General features: G+C 75.4%; 10 protein-coding genes. 8 read left to right on the top strand and 2 right to left on the bottom strand.

The features are described from left to right. Nucleotides 1–41 precede the first annotated feature (41 nt). The 5 genes from ACU436_RS23365 to ACU436_RS23345 are packed head-to-tail and all read left to right on the top strand — an operon-like array spanning nt 42 to nt 6,304. Nucleotides 42–1,499: an FAD-dependent oxidoreductase gene (locus tag ACU436_RS23365; protein WP_459028646.1), complete on the top strand. Its 1,458-nt coding sequence runs from the start codon at nt 42–44 to the stop codon at nt 1,497–1,499. A 26-nt stretch (nt 1,500–1,525) separates the two neighbouring features. Continuing rightward, nucleotides 1,526–4,000 carry a nitrite reductase large subunit NirB gene (nirB, locus tag ACU436_RS23360; RefSeq protein ID WP_459029092.1) on the top strand — a complete coding sequence of 825 codons (2,475 nt, stop codon included), beginning with the start codon at nt 1,526–1,528 and terminating at the stop codon, nt 3,998–4,000. 56 nt (nt 4,001–4,056) lie between these two features. Next, a complete protein-coding gene (nirD, locus tag ACU436_RS23355) occupies nt 4,057–4,428 on the top strand; it encodes a nitrite reductase small subunit NirD (RefSeq protein WP_459028644.1) in 372 nt (123 codons plus the stop codon). An 8-nt stretch (nt 4,429–4,436) separates the two neighbouring features. Further along, nucleotides 4,437–5,594 carry a uroporphyrinogen-III synthase gene (locus ACU436_RS23350; RefSeq protein ID WP_459028642.1) on the top strand — a complete coding sequence of 386 codons (1,158 nt, stop codon included), beginning with the start codon at nt 4,437–4,439 and terminating at the stop codon, nt 5,592–5,594. Next, nucleotides 5,591–6,304 (top strand): sirohydrochlorin chelatase, encoded by a 714-nt coding sequence (locus tag ACU436_RS23345; RefSeq protein ID WP_459028640.1) that lies wholly within the window; start codon nt 5,591–5,593, stop codon nt 6,302–6,304. Before ACU436_RS23350 ends, ACU436_RS23345 begins: the two co-directional genes overlap by 4 nt. Before the next feature lie 12 nt (nt 6,305–6,316). On the opposite strand, the gene ACU436_RS23340 is transcribed toward ACU436_RS23345, so the two are convergent. After that, nucleotides 6,317–6,598 carry an MGMT family protein gene (locus ACU436_RS23340; RefSeq protein ID WP_459028638.1) on the bottom strand — a complete coding sequence of 94 codons (282 nt, stop codon included), beginning with the start codon at nt 6,596–6,598 and terminating at the stop codon, nt 6,317–6,319. Between the two features lie 57 nt (nt 6,599–6,655). Here ACU436_RS23340 and ACU436_RS23335 point away from each other — a divergent pair, with 57 nt between their 5' ends. The 3 genes from ACU436_RS23335 to ACU436_RS23325 all read left to right on the top strand — a co-directional run bounded on the left by ACU436_RS23335 (nt 6,656) and on the right by ACU436_RS23325 (nt 14,351). Continuing rightward, a complete protein-coding gene (locus tag ACU436_RS23335; RefSeq protein WP_459028636.1) occupies nt 6,656–9,979 on the top strand; it encodes an ATP-dependent helicase in 3,324 nt (1,107 codons plus the stop codon). A 169-nt stretch (nt 9,980–10,148) separates the two neighbouring features. Beyond that, complete coding sequence (locus ACU436_RS23330; protein WP_459028634.1) at nt 10,149–10,997, top strand: glycoside hydrolase family 16 protein; 849 nt, start codon at nt 10,149–10,151, stop codon at nt 10,995–10,997. 36 nt (nt 10,998–11,033) lie between these two features. Further along, on the top strand, nt 11,034–14,351 hold the full coding sequence (locus ACU436_RS23325) for an ATP-dependent helicase (RefSeq protein ID WP_459028632.1): 3,318 nt from the start codon (nt 11,034–11,036) through the stop codon (nt 14,349–14,351). 1,030 nt (nt 14,352–15,381) lie between these two features. On the opposite strand, the gene ACU436_RS23320 is transcribed toward ACU436_RS23325, so the two are convergent. After that, nucleotides 15,382–15,915, bottom strand: coding sequence for a DUF1697 domain-containing protein (locus ACU436_RS23320; RefSeq protein WP_459028630.1), 534 nt, complete (start codon nt 15,913–15,915; stop codon nt 15,382–15,384). Nucleotides 15,916–15,976: the final 61 nt, after the last annotated feature.

Below are 15,976 nucleotides of genomic sequence, written 5' to 3'. Positions count from 1 at the left end.
TGCCGCACGCGCGTAACTCCGGGTACCTACCGTCGATCGGCGTGAGCAGACGGGTCGTCGTGGTCGGACACGGGATGGTCGGTGCCCGGTTCGCCGAGGAGGTGCGGCGGCGGGATCCGAACGGGAGGCTCGTGCGGCTGACCGTCCTCGGTGCCGAGCCGCGTCCGGCGTACAACCGGGTGTTGCTGTCCACCGTGCTGGGTGGCGGGCTGTCCGCGCACGCGGTGCGGCTGCATCCGGCGGGCTGGGCCGCGCGGAAGCGCGTGGACCTGCGCACCGGCGTCACCGGGACGGCGATCGACCGCGCGCAGCGGGTCGTGCACTGCTCGGACGGGGCGGTGGAGCCGTACGACGAGCTGGTGCTCGCCACCGGCAGCCGCGCCTGGCTGCCGCCGCTCGACGGGCTCACCGCCGGGAACGTCGTCCCGTTCCGCGACCTGGACGACTGCGAGCGGATCCTCGAGCTGGCCCGTCCCGGCGCCCGGTTCGCCGTGCTCGGCGGCGGGTTGCTGGGTTGCGAGGCCGCTCGCGGGCTGGCCGGCAGGGGCGTGCGGGTGACGGTCGTGCACCCGATGTCGCACCTCATGGAGCGCCAGCTCGACGCGGGCGCCGGCGAGGTGCTCGCCGCCGCGATGACGCGCCTGGGCGTGGACGTCCGGCTCGGCTTCCAGGCGGTCGCCTGGGAACCCGAGGCCGGGTTGCGCGGCGCCGGGGGTGAGCTGGTGGCGGCCGACGCGCTCGTCGTCGCGGCCGGCGTCCGGGCCGAGACCGGCCTCGCGGTCGACGCCGGGATCGCCGTCGACCGTGGCGTGCTGGTCGACGACCTCCTGGCCACGTCCGACGGGCGGGTGCACGCCATCGGGGACTGCGCCCAGCACCCGGGCACCCCCGCCGGCCTCGTGCAGCCGGGGTGGGAGCAGGCCGCGGTGCTCGCCGATCTCCTCACCGGCGCGGACCCGGCCGCCCGCTACGGCGGCACCCGGGCCGTCACCCGGCTCAAGGCGCGCGACGTCGACCTCGCCACGGTCGGTGACCCGGCGGCGCTGGCGGAGTCGGGTGCCGAGGTGTTGCGTTTCGCCGATCCTTCCGGGGGCCGGTACGCCACGCTCGCGCTGCAGGGCGACCGCGTGGTCGGCGGCGCCATGATCGGCCTGCCCGATGCCGCCGCTTCCATGATCCAGTACTACGACACGGGCCAGCCCGCGCCCACCGACCGGCTCGCCCTGCTGTTCGGCCGCGCGCTGCCCGGCGCGCCCGAGACGTCCGACCCGGGCCGGCTGCCCGCCTCCGCCGTGGTCTGCCGGTGCAACACCGTCACGAAGGGCGCCCTGGTCGCCGCGTGGCGGGCCGGCCACACCGACGTCCCGGCTCTCGCCCGGGCCACCCGCGCCGGCACCGGCTGCGGCAGCTGCGGCGACACCGTGCGCGGCATCTGCGCATGGCTCGCCGAGAGCGACCCCCCGACGCTGACCCCCGTCCCCGAGGAGGGAGCCGCGTGAAGGAGCTCGTGGTCGTCGGTAACGGCATGGTCGGGCACAGGTTGGTGCGGGCGCTGCGCGACCGCGACACCGCCGGCACGTGGCGGATCACGGTGCTGGGGCAGGAGTCCCGCCCGGCCTACGACCGCGTCGCCCTCTCGTCCTACGTCGACGGCAGGACGGCGGAGGAGCTGACGCTGCCCGCGATCGCGGATCCGCTCGTGGAGTCGCACCTCGGCGACCCCGCGGTCGCGCTGGACCGCGACGCGCGGGTCGTGCGCACCGCGTCCGGGCGCGCGCTCCCGTACGACGCGCTCGTGCTCGCCACCGGTTCGGTGCCGTTCGTGCCGCCGGTGCCGGGCCGGGACCTCCCCGGCTGCTTCGTCTACCGCACGCTCGACGACCTCGACGCGATCACGGCGGCGGCCGGGCGCGCGGTGGCGGCGCCGGGGCCGGGACGGCGCTCGGCAGTGGTCGTCGGCGGCGGGCTGCTCGGGCTGGAGGCCGCGCGGGCGCTGCGGTTGCTCGGCCTGTCGCCGCAGGTCGTCGAGATCGGGCCGCGGCTCATGCCCGTGCAGGTCGACGAGGGTGGCGGCGCGGTGCTGCGGCGGCTCGTGGAATCCGAGGACCTGCAGGTGCGCTGCGGGGTGTCCGTCACCGGGATCACGGAGGACCGGGGGCGGCTGATCGCGTCGGTGTCCGACGGGATCGAGCTGGACGCCGACGTCGTCGTCTTCTCCGCCGGGATCCGCCCGGCCGACGGGCTGGCCCGGGTGGCCGGGCTGCCGATCGGGGAACGCGGCGGCGTGCTCGTGAACACCGCCTGCCGCACCCCCGACCCGAACGTCTGGGCCGTCGGCGAGGTCGCCGCTCTGGAGGGCCGCACCTACGGGCTGGTCGCGCCCGGGTACGCGATGGCCGAGGTGGTGGCCGACCGGCTGCTCGGCGGCGCGGCCACGATGACGCCCGCCGAGCTGGACATGTCGACGCAGCTCAAGATGCTCGGCGTCGACGTCGCGAGCTTCGGCGACGCGCTGGCCCGCACGCCGGGCGCGCTGGAGGTCGTCGTCAACGACCCGGTCGCCGGCACCTACGCCAAGCTGGTCGTGAGCGATGACGCGCAGACCCTGCTCGGTGGAGTGCTCGTCGGCGACGCGACGAAGTACGCCACGCTGCGCCCGCTCGTCGGCTCGCCGTTGCCGGCCGACCCGGTGGCGATGATCGCTCCGGGCGGGGTCGAGGTCGGCGCCGACGCCCTGCCCGACTCCGCGCAGATCTGCTCGTGCAACGCCGTGACCAAGGGTGCGTTGCGGGATGCGATCTGCGGCGGGGCGCACGACGTGCCCGCGCTCAAGGCCTGCACCCGGGCCGGGACCAGCTGCGGGTCGTGCGTCCCGTTGCTCAAGACGCTGCTGACCCAGGAGGGCGTCGAGGTCTCCAAGGCGCTGTGCGAGCACTTCGCGGTGTCCCGCGCCGAGCTCTTCGAGATCGTCGCCGGTACCGGGATCCGGACGTTCTCCGAGCTCATCGCCCAGCACGGCGCCGGCCGTGGCTGCGACATCTGCAAACCGGCCGTCGCCTCGATCCTCGCGTCGCTGGGCTCGGGGCACGTGCTCTCCGGCGAGCAGGCGGCGCTGCAGGACACGAACGACCACTTCCTGGCCAACATGCAGCGCAACGGCACCTACTCGGTGGTGCCGCGCATCCCCGGTGGGGAGATCACCCCGGACGGCCTGATCGTGATCGGCGAGGTGGCCCGCGACTTCGGGCTCTACACGAAGATCACCGGCGGCCAGCGGATCGACATGTTCGGCGCCCGGGTCGAGCAGCTGCCGGCGATCTGGCGCCGGCTCGTCGACGCCGGGTTCGAGTCCGGGCACGCGTACGGCAAGGCGTTGCGCACCGTGAAGTCGTGCGTCGGGACGACGTGGTGCCGGTACGGCCAGCAGGACTCGGTGGGCCTCGCCGTCGCGCTGGAGCTGCGCTACCGCGGCCTGCGCTCGCCGCACAAGATCAAGGCCGGGGTCTCGGGCTGCGCCCGCGAGTGCGCGGAGGCCCGCTCCAAGGACTTCGGCGTGATCGCCACCGAGACCGGCTGGAACCTCTACGTCGGTGGCAACGGCGGCTTCACCCCGCGGCACGCCGAGCTGCTCGCCTCCGACGTCGACACCGACACCCTGATCACACTGATCGACCGGTTCCTCGTGTTCTACATCCGCACCGCCGACCGGCTGCAGCGCACGGCCGCCTGGATCGAGGCCATGGACGGCGGGCTCGACCACCTGCGCGCCGTGCTCGTCGACGATCGCCTGGGCATCTGCGCCGATCTCGAGGCGGCGGTGGAGTCGCACGTCGCGGGCTACGCCGACGAGTGGCGCGGGGTGCTCGAGGACCCGGAGAAGCTGGAGCGTTTCGTGTCGTTCGTCAACGCGCCGGACACACCCGACCCGACGATCTCGTTCGTCAGTGAACGGGGCCAGCCGGTGCCCGTCGCGTTGGGACTGCCGGGGGTGCGCGCATGACCGCCGAGTCACCGGTGACTGTCCGCCTGCTTCGCAACGGCGTTCAGTCACCGGACATGCGTGGCGAGACGATCAACGGCGAGCTGATCGGGTTGCGCTGGGAGACCGTCTGCCTCCTCGACCGGCTGTTGCCCGAGCGCGGGGCCGCCGCCCTGCTCGCGGCGGGCGGTGAGCCGGTGCAGGTGGCGCTCTTCCGGATGGCCGACGGTGCCCTGCACGCGATCGGGAACGTCGACCCGTTCTCCGGGGCCGCGGTGCTCTCGCGCGGGATCGTGGGCGACCGGGGCGGTGTGCCCATCGTCGCCTCGCCCGTGTACAAGCAGGCGTTCAGCCTGGTCACCGGGGAGTGCCTGGACGATCCGGGCGCCCGGGTGCCGGTGTTCCCGGTACGGATCGCCGACGGATGGCTGCAGGTCGGGCTACCGTGACCGCTGTCATGAACAGCGTCGTCGACCCGGTGCCGCCCCTTGCCGGGTTCACGGTCGGCGTCACCGCGGCACGCCGGGCGGAGGAGCTGGCCACGATGCTGGAGCGGCGCGGGGCGGTCGTGCAGCTGGGGCCCGCGCTGCGGATCGTCCCGCTGGCCGACGACACCGAGCTCGCCGACGCCACCCGCGCGCTCATCGCCCGCCCCCCGGACGTCACCGTGGCCACGACCGGAATCGGGTTCCGCGGCTGGGTCGAGGCCGCCGACGGCTGGGGGATCGCCGAGGACCTGCTCGCCGCCCTCGGCTCCGGAAGGCTGCTGGCCCGCGGCCCGAAGGCCCGCGGGGCGATCCGGGCGTCCGGGCTGGTGGACGCCTGGTCGCCGCCGTCCGAGTCGTCCGCGGAGGTGCTCGACCACCTCCTCGAGACGGGGGTCGACGGGCTGCGCATCGCCGTTCAGCTGCACGGGGAGCCGTTGCCGGACGTCGTCGACGCGCTGCGGATGGCCGGCGCCGAGGTGGTCGAGGTGCCGGTGTACCGGTGGCTGCCGCCGCTGGACCTCGCTCCGCTGGACCGGCTGGTCGACGCCGTGCTCTGCGGCGGGGTCGATGTGCTCGCGTTCACCAGCGCGCCCGCGGTGGCGAGCCTGCTGGCCCGCGCCGACGAGCGCAGCGTGCGCGGGCCGCTGCTGGACGCGCTGCGCGGGCCGGTGCTGGCGCTGTGCGTCGGGCCGGTCACCGCGGCGCCGCTCGAAGCCGTGGACGTCCCGACGATGCAGCCGCAGCGCTCCCGGCTGGGCGCGATGGTGCGCCAGTTGGAGGCCGAGCTGCCGGCCCGGGCCCGCCGGCTGCCGGTGGCCGGGCACGTGCTGGAACTGCGCGGGCACGCCGTGCTCGTCGACGGCGAGCTCCGCACCGTGCCGCCCGCGGGGATGGCGCTGCTGCGCGTGCTCGCCCGCCGCCCCGGCCGCGTCGTCCCGCGCGCCGAGCTGCTGCGCGCCCTGCCCGGCGGCAGCGGCGACGAACACGCGGTCGAGACCGGGATGGCGCGGCTGCGCGGCGCCCTCGGGCGGCCGAAGCTCGTGCAGACCGTCGTCAAGCGCGGCTACCGGCTCGCCCTGGACCCGGCCCCGGCCGGCGGTCACTGCGGGCACGGGTCGGTGCGGTGAACGTCCTGCTGATCGCGCACGGCACCCGGGACCCGGCGGGCGCCCTCGTCACCGAGCGGGTGGCCGCGCGGGCCCGGCGGTTGCTGGGCGTTCCGGTTCACGCCTGCTACGCCGACGTCCGCGGGCCCACCCTGGCGGACGTGCTCGCCGAGGTCCACGGGCCGACGGTCGCGGTGCCCGCGTTCCTGTCCGCGGGCTACCACGTGCGCACGGACGTGCCCGGGCAGCTGCGGGCAACCGGCCGCCGCGACGTCGTGCTCGCCGACGCGCTCGGCCCCGACCCGGCCCTCGTCGCGGTCGCCGCCGAACGCCTGACCGAAGCCGGTGCCAGGCCCGATGACGCTGTGGTGCTAGCGGTCGCCGCGTCGAGCGATCCGCAGGCGCAGGCCGACGGGACTCGGGCCGCCCGTCGGCTCGGCCGGTTGCTCGGCCGCCCCGTCACGCTCGCCCCGATCGTGCTGGGCGGCCGAAGGGTCGCTTGCGGGCCCGAGCACCGGCACCGGCCGGGCGTCGCCGACGTGGTGGCCCGGCTGCGCGCGGAGGGCGCCCGCAGGGTGGCGGTGGCGTCCTGGCTGCTGGCACCCGGCCTGTTCCAGCGCAACCTGGAACGTTGCGGCGCGGACGCGGTGGGAAGCCCCTTGTCGGACCACGAGGCGGTCCTGCAGGTGCTGGCGGCTCGCTGCAGAAGGGCCGCCCAACTGGCGGCCTAGCACTGTGGAGCCCTACTGCTGTTTCTTGGGACGGGGGAGGCGGCCGTCCACCATCAGGATCCCTTCCGCTCTCAGGCGGGCGCTCTGTTCCTGCGCTATCTGGGGCGCGCACGTGCCGTCGGCGCGCAGGACCCGGTGCCAGGGCAGGTCGTGGCCGTCCTCGGCGAGGATCCGGCCCACCAGGCGGGCGGAGCGCAGGCCGACGCGCTCGGCGATCTCGCCGTAGCTCGCCGTCTCGCCGGGTGGGATCGCCCGCACCGCCGCCCGCACCCGCTCCACGGTCTCCTCGTCCACGCCCCCAGCCTGCCAGCCACTCACGGCTCTGTCGGGAGGACGTGGTTGCATCGCTCCGTGCTCCGCTCCGACGCCCGCCCCCACAGCGCGGCGCTGGCGCCCGGGCTCGTGCGCAGGGAGCGCATCGCGCTCGACGAGCCCGAGTGGGATGCGGCGGCGCGGCGGGTGCTGGAGCACCGGAGCGGGCCACTGCGGGTGGTCGGCGGGCCGGGCACGGGCAAGACCACGGTCCTGCTGGCCGCCGTGGCGCAGCGGATCAGGGCGGGGGACGACCCGGAGCGCACGCTCGTGCTGGTCGGCGGCAGGCGGGCGGCGGGGGAGCTGCGGGAGCGGATCGTCGACCTTGCCCAGGAGCCGCACGCGGAACGCACCACCCGCGAGCCGCTGGTCCGCACCGTGCACTCCTACGCGTTCGGGGTGCTGCGGCTGCACGCCGCGCGCCACGGCGACCCGCCGCCCCGGCTGCTCGCGAGCGCCGAGCAGGACGCCGTGGTGCGCGACCTGCTCGGCGGGGAGCTCGCCGGTCCGGAGCACGGCGGGGTGCCCGACTCGGGGTGGGATGAGCGGCTGCGCCCGGCGCTCGGGCTGCCGGGGTTCGCCGCCGAGCTGCGCGAGCTGTTGCTGCGGGCCGCGGAGCGTGGGCTGGGCCCCGACGAGCTGGCCGAGCTGGGCCGCCGCCACTCCGTGCCCGCGTGGGTGGCATCGGGCCGATTCTTCCGCAGCTACGAGCACGTCATCCTGTTGCGCGGCGCCGCCGGGCGGGGCGCGCCGCAGGCCACCGCCCCCGCGCTGGACGCCGCCGAGCTCGTGGCCGCCGCCCTCGACGCGCTCGCCGCCGACCGCGATCTGCTCGCCGCCGAGCGCGCGCGGGTGCGCCACCTCGTCGTCGACGACGCCCAGGACCTCGACCCCCAGCAGATGGAGCTGGTGCGGGTGCTCGGGGCCACGGCGCAGACGGTGCTGCTCGCCGGCGATCCCGACCAGGCCGTCCTCAACTTCCGCGGAGCCGACCCGGAGGGTCTGCGGGCCGTGGAGGCCCCCACGGTGGTGCTGCCGGTCGACCACCGGGGCGCGCCCGCGATCCGGGAGGCCGTCGGCCGGCTGGCCGCCCGGCTGCCCGGCTCCGGTCCCGGCCGGGAGCGCGCGGCGCCACCCGGCGAGGCGGAACACCCCGGCGACGTGCGGGTGAAGGTGTTCGGATCCGCGGCTCAGGAGGCGGGGTGGATCGCCGACCAGCTGCGGCGCGCTCACCTCACCCGCGGTGTCCCGTGGTCGCGGATGGCGGTGCTGGCCCGTTCCACCCGCCGCACGCTGCCCACGCTGCGGCGCGCCCTGCTGGCCGCGGGCGTTCCCATCGCGGCCCCGCCCGACGAGCTGCCGCTCGCCCGCCAGCCCGCGGTCGTCCCGCTGCTCCTCGTGCTGCGCTGCGCCACCCGGCCCGGCGAGATCGACGCCGACGTCGCAGGCGCGCTGCTCACGTCGCCACTGGGGTCCGCCGACCCGATGCGCATGCGCCGGTTGCGTCGCGGGCTGTTGCGGCTCTCGGCCGGCACCGCGGAGGCGGCCGCCGAGCCGGCGGACGCCGAGCGCGCGGGCAGCGACCCGCTGCTGGTCCAGGCGTTGCGGGCCGCGGCGCTCGGCCGGCCCGACCCGCTCGTCGCGCTGCCCCCGAACGAGACCGCACCGCTGCGTCGGGTGAGCACGCTGCTCGCGATCGCCGGCGACGCCGTCCGCGACGGCGAGAGCGCGGAGGAGGTGCTCTGGCGGGTGTGGCAGGCCGGCGGGCTCGGCCCGCGGCTGCGCGACGCGAGCGGCCGCAGCGGCCCGGTGGGCGCCGCCGCCGACCGGGACCTCGACGCCGTGCTCGCGCTCTTCGACGCGGCCGCTCGCTACGCCGACCGGCTGCCCGGGGCGGCCGTCGCGAGCTTCATCGAGTACCTCGCCGACCAGCAGTTGCCGGGCGACTCCCTCGCGCCGCGCGCCCCGCAGGGCGATGCCGTCTCGCTGCTCACGGCGCACGCGGCGCGGGGCCGCGAGTGGGACGTCGTGGCGGTGCCGGCGGTGCAGGAGGGCAGCTGGCCGGACCTGCGGCTGCGCGGCAGCCTGCTGGGCAACGAGCGGCTGGTCGACCTGGTGGCGGGCGTGGCCGAGCCGGCCGGGGCCACCGTGTCGCGGGTGGCGCCGCTGCTCGCGGAGGAGCGGCGCCTGTTCTACGTGGCGTGCTCACGGGCTCGCCACACGCTGCTGGTGAGCGCGGTGCAGGGCGAGGACGAGCAGCCGTCGCGCTTCCTCGACGAGCTCGACCCGGTGCCCGCCACCAGCGCCGACCGCCCGGTCCACCGGCCCGGGCGCTCGCTCGTGCTCGCCGAGTTGGTCGGGGAGCTGCGCCGGGCCGTGTGCGCCCCCGCCGAGGGCCCCCCGGGCGAGGAACGCAGGCGTCGCGCCGCGGCTCAGCTGGCGCGGCTGGCCGAGGCGGGCGTGCCGGGGGCCCACCCCGACGACTGGTACGGGCTCGCACCGGTCTCCACCGACGCCCCGCTGCGGGAGCCGGGCGAGGTCGTCCCCGTGTCGCCGTCGGACGTGGAGAAGATCGTCCGCTGCCCGCTGCGCTGGGTGCTGGAGCGCCACGGCGGGTCCGAGGTGGGCGCCCTGGCGGCCGTCACCGGATCGCTGGTGCACGCGCTGGTGCAGGCCGGCGCGGCCGGCGCCGACCGGGAGGAGCTGGAGGGGGCGCTGCGCTCGGCATGGGAGCGGCTCGACGCGGGCGCCCCGTGGTTCGGCCGCCGGGAGCTCGACCGGGTGCGGGGCATGCTGGCCGCGTTCGAGGAGTGGGTGCGCAGCAGCCGGGCCGAGGGGCTGCGCCTGGTGGCCGTCGAGCAGGCGGTGCAGCTCGATCTCGTGGGAGACGACCCGGGTGAGCCGGGGGAACGCGCGGGCCGTTCCGGTGGGCCGTGGTTGCGGGTGCGCGGGCGCGTCGACCGGCTCGAGGTCGACGCCGAGGGCAGGCCCGTCGTGGTCGACGTGAAGACGGGCAAGACCGCGGTCAGCGCCCGGGCGGCGGCCGAGCACCCGCAGCTCGCTGTCTACCAGCTCGCGGCGGCGCTCGGGGCGTTCGGCGAGCTGCTCGAGCCCGGTGCGAAGCCCGGCGGTGCCCGGTTGGTCTACGTGGCCGACCAGAAGGCGGGCGGTCAGGCGAAGGAACCGGCGCAGCCCCCGCTCGACGAGGAGGGGCTGGCCGGCTGGGAGAGGGTCGTGCGGCAGTGCGCCGAGGACACGTCCGACGCCCACTTCATCGCCCGGGTCGGCCCCGACTGCGACCGCTGCCCGGTGCGTACGAGCTGCCCGCTGAGCGCTTCCGGTCGACCGGTCCCCGATGCATAGGTCCGTACGCCGCACGGAGCAACCCACAGTGCGCGCCGGATAACCGGAACGGGCGATCGTATCCCTGGGAGGGCGTTCTGTCCGGTTACGCGCACGCGGTAACGTCATCTCCGTACACCGGCGCTCCCCGCGTTGCTCCCCCACCGGTGTACAGGTCGAGGAGGCGAGCATGTCCCGGTGTTCGGGGCGGCTGCGATCGTTGCTGGTCTGCGCCGCGCTGCTGCTTGCATCAGGTTGTGCCGGCGCCACCGGTTCCGCCGAGCCGGACCTGTTGCAGGCGCTGCCAGAGCCGGCGCCCGCACCCACCGCCGTCCCGGACCCGCCGCCCGGCGGGGGCTCGTCGAACACGGGCCGGGCCGCATCGGGTGTCGCCTGGCGGCAGGTCAACAGCTTCGACTTCGACGGAACCACACTCGATCCGAAGATCTGGAACCGCTACAACAGCGTCGGCGGCTTCGGCAACGGGTTCCGCCGCCCCTCGGCGATCACGGTCGCGAACGGACTGTTGCGGATCACCGCGCGCGGCAACGTGTCCGGCGGGATGGGGCACGAGCGCGACCAGCTGTACGGGCGGTGGGAGTTCCGGGCCCGCACCGAGAAGGGACGCGGCCGGGGGGCGGCCATGTTGCTGTGGCCGCAGACCGAGAACAAGGACGACGGCGAGCTGGACATGATGGAGGTGCCGCGGGAGGACCGCACCGAGGCCCACTTCGTCATCCATTTCTCGCCCCAGAACAAGCAGGCCGGTAGCAAGGTCAGCGGCGACTTCAGCCAGTGGCACACGTTCGCCATGGAGTGGCTGCCCAACCGGATCACCTGGTTCGTCGACGGCGTCAAGCAGTTCGAGACCTTCGACAAGAACGTGATCCCGAAGGTGCCGATGCACCTGACCATGCAGCTCGACATGGGACCGTTCGAGGAGTGGATCCCGGCCCCGGACGCCACCACTCCGGCCGAGGTCAGCCTCGAGATCGACTGGATGAAGATCTTCGCCGCTCCGCGGGACGCGCGGGGCTGACGCAGGCCGTCGCGGGGGTCCGGTAGAAACTCCGAGGTGGAGCTCACCCCCGCGGCGTTGGCCACCGCGCTCGGCCTGCCGTCGCCCACCGACGAGCAGGCCGCGGTGATCGCCGCGCCGCCGGGGCCCGCGCTCGTCGTCGCGGGGGCGGGGGCGGGCAAGACCGAGACGATGGCCGCGCGGGTGGTCTGGCTCGTCGCCACCGGCCAGGTGCTGCCCGAGCAGGTGCTGGGCCTGACGTTCACGCGCAAGGCCGCGCAACAGCTCGGGGCCCGGGTACGGGCGCGGCTGCGCCGCCTCGCCGGCACGCGGCTGCTCGACGAGCTGGACCCGAGCGGCCGCCGTCGCGTCCACGTGCTCGCCGGCGAGCCGACGATCGCGACCTACCACGCCTACGCGGGACGCCTGGTCGGCGAGCACGCGCTGCGGCTCCCGGCGGAGCCCGCGGCGCGGCTGCTGGGGCAGACGGCGTCGTGGCAGCTCGCCCACCGCGTCGTCACGACGTGGGCCGCGGACCTGGACGTCGACCTCGTGCCGGCCACGGTCACCGAGCGGCTGCTCGCCCTGGCCGGCGAGCTCGGCGAGCACCTCGTCGACCCCGAAGCGGTGCGCCGGCACGCCGACGCGCTGGTCGCCGTGCTCGCCGCGGCGCCGCCCGGCAGGCGGCAGCGCGCGGAGCCGTCGCAGACCTACAAGCGGTGGATGGACGCCCAGCGCCAGCGGCAGGCGTTCCTGCCGCTCGTCGAGGCGTTCGCGCTGCGCAAGCGGGCGGAACGGGCCGTCGACTTCGGCGACCAGCTGACGATCGCGGCGCGGGTGGCCGCCGAGCACCCCGAGGTCGGTGCCGCCGAGCGCGCGACGTACCGGGCGGTGCTGCTCGACGAGTACCAGGACACGGGGCACGCGCAGCGGGTGCTGCTGCGGTCGCTGTTCGGCACGCCGCCCGGGGAACCGGTCCGGTCCGACGACCCCACGGTCACCGCGGTGGGCGACCCGAACCAGTCGATCTACGGCTGGCGGGGGGCGAGCGCCGGTAACCTGGCCCGCTTCCGCACCGACTTCCCGGCGCCGGACGGCGGTCCGGCCCCCGAGTACGGACTCCTGACGAGCTTCCGCAACCCGTCCGAGGTGCTCGCACTCGCCAACGCGGCCTCGGCGCCGCTGCGGGGGGCGCCGGGTGCGGTGGGCGTCGGCGAGCTGAAGGCCGGGCCCGGAACCCGCGCGGGTGACGTGCGCGTCGCGCTGCTGCCGGACGTGGCGACCGAGATCGAGTGGATGGCGGACGCCATCGCGGAGCGGTGGGGTGCGGTGGACGAGCCGCCCACGTCGGCCGTGCTCGTGCGCCGCCGGGCCGACATGGACCCGATCGCCACCACACTGCGCGAGCGCGGCCTGCCCGTCGAGGTCGTCGGGCTCGGCGGGCTCCTCGACACCCCCGAGGTGCGCGACCTCGTCAGCGCGCTGCGGTTGGTGGCCGACCCCCTGGCCGGGCCGGCCGCCGTCCGGCTGCTCACCGGCGCGCGGTGGCGGCTCGGCGTCGCCGACCTCGCCGCGCTGTGGCAGCGCGCCCGCGAGATCGTGCCCGCGCTCCCGCCGCGCCCGGGCCCGCTCTCGCCCGCCGAGCTGGCGCACGGGTCCCTGCCCGGCGAGCAGGCAGAGCAGGCGGGCCTCGTCGACGCCCTCGACGACCCCGGCGAACCCGAGCGCTACTCGTCGCAGGGCTACGCCCGGATCACGCGGCTGGCCAGGGAGCTGGGGTGGCTGCGCTCCCGCGCGTCGGCCCCGCTGACCGACCTCGTGGCCGACGTGGAGCGCGTGCTGCTGCTCGACACGGAGAGCGTCGCGCGTCCCGGCCCCGTCGGGAGGGCGCACCTGGACGCGTTCGCGGACGTGGTGGCCGACTTCGCGGGGGGCGCCGAGGTGGCCACGCTCCCGGCGCTGCTGGACTTCCTCGAGACGGCCGAGCGCGCGGAGGACGGGCTCACACCCGGCGAGGTCGAGGTGTCCCCGGACCGCGTCCAGGTGCTGACGGTGCACGCCGCGAAGGGCCTCGAATGGGAGGTCGTGGCCGTTCCGCACCTGGTGGCGCAGGTCTTCCCGGGCCGCAAGCTCAGCGGCGTCTGGCTCACCAACCCGGCCGAGCTACCGGTGGCGCTGCGCGGCGACGCCGACGACCTGCCCGCCCTGGACCTGCCGCCCGGCTCACCCGACCGCAAGCAGCTCGAGGACGCGATCAAGGCGCACTCCGAGGCCCTCGACGAGCGGCGGCTGGCCGAGGAACGCCGGCTGCTCTACGTCGCGCTCACCCGCTCCGAGCACGTCCTGCTCGCATCCGGGCACCGCTGGGGTCCGGCGGGGGAGCGGCCCAAGCAGCCCTCGGAGTTCCTGGTCGAGATCGCAGCCGTGCAGGGCGCCGAGCGGTGGGCGGAGGAACCCGGACCCGACGACGTGAACCCGGCCACCCTCGACCAGCCCACCGCACTCTGGCCGGTCGATCCGCTGGGCGCGCGGTCGGAGGACGTGCACGCCGGTGCGGAGCTCGTCCGCAGCGCGTTGCGGGACCTCTCCGAGCGGCGCGCCGTGCAGGCCGAGGTGGCCGCCGAACCGGGCGGCCAGATGGAGCTGCTGGCCCCCGAGCCGCCGGAAGAGCCGGAGCCCGACGACCCGGAGCTCGACGACCCGGAAGGGTGGGCCGACGACGTCGACGTGCTGCTGGCCGAACGGGCCGCCGCCCGCGCCCGGCCCGCGGTGGCGCTGCCGGCGCAGCTGTCCGTGAGCCAGCTCGTCGAGCTGGCCGCCGACCCCGCGGCCCTCGCCACCCGGCTGCGCCGCCCCTTGCCGCTGCCGCCCAACCCGCACGCCCGCCGCGGCACGGCCTTCCACGCCTGGCTGGAGCAGCGGTTCGGCGCCGCGCAGCTGCTCGATCTCGACGAGCTGCCGGGTGCCGCCGACGAGGGCGCCGCGTCCGACGACGCGCTCGAGGAGCTCCAGGAGGCGTTCCTCGCGAGCGCGTGGGCCGACCGGCGCCCGGTGGAGGTCGAGGTGCCGTTCGAGACGGTGATCGTGGGGGTGGGTGTGCGCGGGCGGATGGACGCCGTCTTCGCCGAGGCCGACGGGGGCTGGACGGTGGTCGACTGGAAGACCGGCGCCCTGCCCGAGGACGGGCGGATCCCCGCGCTCGCGGTGCAGCTCGCGGCCTACCGGCTCGCCTGGGCCGCGCTCGCAGGTTGTGCGCCCGAGCGGGTGCGCGCGGCGTTCCACTACGTGCGCCAGGACGTCACGCTCCGCCCGGCCGACCTGCTGGACGCCGAAGGCCTACGAGCCCTCCTGACCGGCGTCCCACTCGGCTGGTAATACAGCCCGATCTCGTGGTCATGAGTGTTCGGCGTCGCGGGGCCGGCGGATTCGGTTCGGTGGTGGTTGCGGGCATGATCGGCGGTTTCGGTTGGTCATGGTTGTGTTGGCAGCGATGGGCAACCGATACCGGGGATCTTCACGTCGGTGATCCGCGGTATCGGGTGCTCATCGTCGTGACCGCAGCCATGGCCAACCGATACTTCAGATCATGTTGGCCGGACGATTGACGATCATGACGATCTGTTGCGGTGGGCGCGCCGTGCCCGGCCTGCCTCCCGCGCCTCGTCGTGGCCCGGCCGCGTTCGCTCCGGTTCGTCTCGCCCCACCGTCGGGTCGGTGGCTGGGTTGGGTTCACCACCGGTCCCTGGGGTTGCTCGGGCGGCCGTCCCCGACGTGGGGGCACGCCAGTTGTCGACGAGACCGTCCCTGCTGCGTGCCCACGCGACCGTCCTGTGGTCCCATTTCCACAATCATGCCTCGGCGATCGTTTTGGTGCGTCCCGGAACGCTGCGAAGTTGTCCACAGCCTCGAGATCGACCTGACGGTCCTCAGTTCCAAGATCGAATGACCATGGCGTCTACGCCGTCCCGGTGGACAACTCGCCGGCCGGACTTCCGATGGCATGCGGCTCCGAGCGGGGCCGCAGGGAATGCGGTGCAGGGTGACAACTGCGACAGGGAGAGCCGGGGGAGCGAATAGGGGCCACAGGATAGTGGCGTGGGCACCCGTTGGTTACGGTCTCGTCGCGGATGGGCGTGCCCCCACGTCGGGAACGGCCGCCCACGCAACCCAAGGGACCGGTGGTGAACCCTGAGCTGACCACCATGCCCACGCACGGAGCGGGCACCGAGGCGAGCGCCCGCACGCGGCACCGTTGGCGGGTGTCGATCGCATCCGGTCCCGGGGTGACTGGGCTCGCCCACGCGAGACGAATCGCTTCGGCACCGGTCACCACCGTCTGGCTCCGCTCCCAGATGACGGGGCGCCGGCTCGGCTCCGGACGCCGGCATGGCGACGGCAGCGGCGCCTAGATCAGCTCGGCCAGCTTCGTGATCGTGTTCCAGTTCCGCGCGGTGACGTCGGTGCGCAGGTGCGCCTTGAGGTACGGGCCGATGTCCGGCGCCGCCATCAGGCCGTCCGGGCACCACTGGTAGACCGCCCGGTCGCCCACGCGGGCGCGGTCGGGGTCCTGCGGCACCGGGGGGTGCCCGGCCACCAGTGCCGGGTCGATCGGCCGCATGTAGACGTGCGCCATCATCCGCGAACCGTTGTCGGCGACGCCGTCGAACGGGTGGTCGTCGACGATCGCCCGCAGCTCCTCGGCGGTGAGGACGGCGCAGCGCACCCCCATGCCGAGCCGGGTGCGGATGGCGTCCTCGATCCGCTCGGCGTGTTCGCCGGGGTCGGCGTCCTCGCCGGTCACCAGCACGTTGCCGCTGTTCAGATGCGTGCGGACCGCCGTGTAGCCGGCGTCCTCCAGCACGGCGCGCAGGTCCGCCATGGCCACGCGGTTCGCACGACCGACGTTGATCCCGCGCAGGAGCACGGCGTAGCGGGGCACGCCGCGCAGCGTACGCGCGCCCGAAACCCGCACCAGCCGTACCGGAACGGGGACGCTCCGC

The organism is Pseudonocardia wallangbongensis (assembly GCF_054486945.1).
Note: the sequence above shows the minus strand (reverse complement) of the source record. Positions and strands in the feature narration are given on the sequence as shown.

Coding starts and splice junctions, on each gene's coding strand:
- ACU436_RS23330 (WP_459028634.1), top strand. CDS start 10,149: ATGTCCCGGTGTTCGGGGCGGCTGCGATCGTTGCTGGTCTGCGCCGCG.
- nirD (WP_459028644.1), top strand. CDS start 4,057: ATGCGTGGCGAGACGATCAACGGCGAGCTGATCGGGTTGCGCTGGGAG.
- nirB (WP_459029092.1), top strand. CDS start 1,526: ATGGTCGGGCACAGGTTGGTGCGGGCGCTGCGCGACCGCGACACCGCC.
- ACU436_RS23350 (WP_459028642.1), top strand. CDS start 4,437: ATGAACAGCGTCGTCGACCCGGTGCCGCCCCTTGCCGGGTTCACGGTC.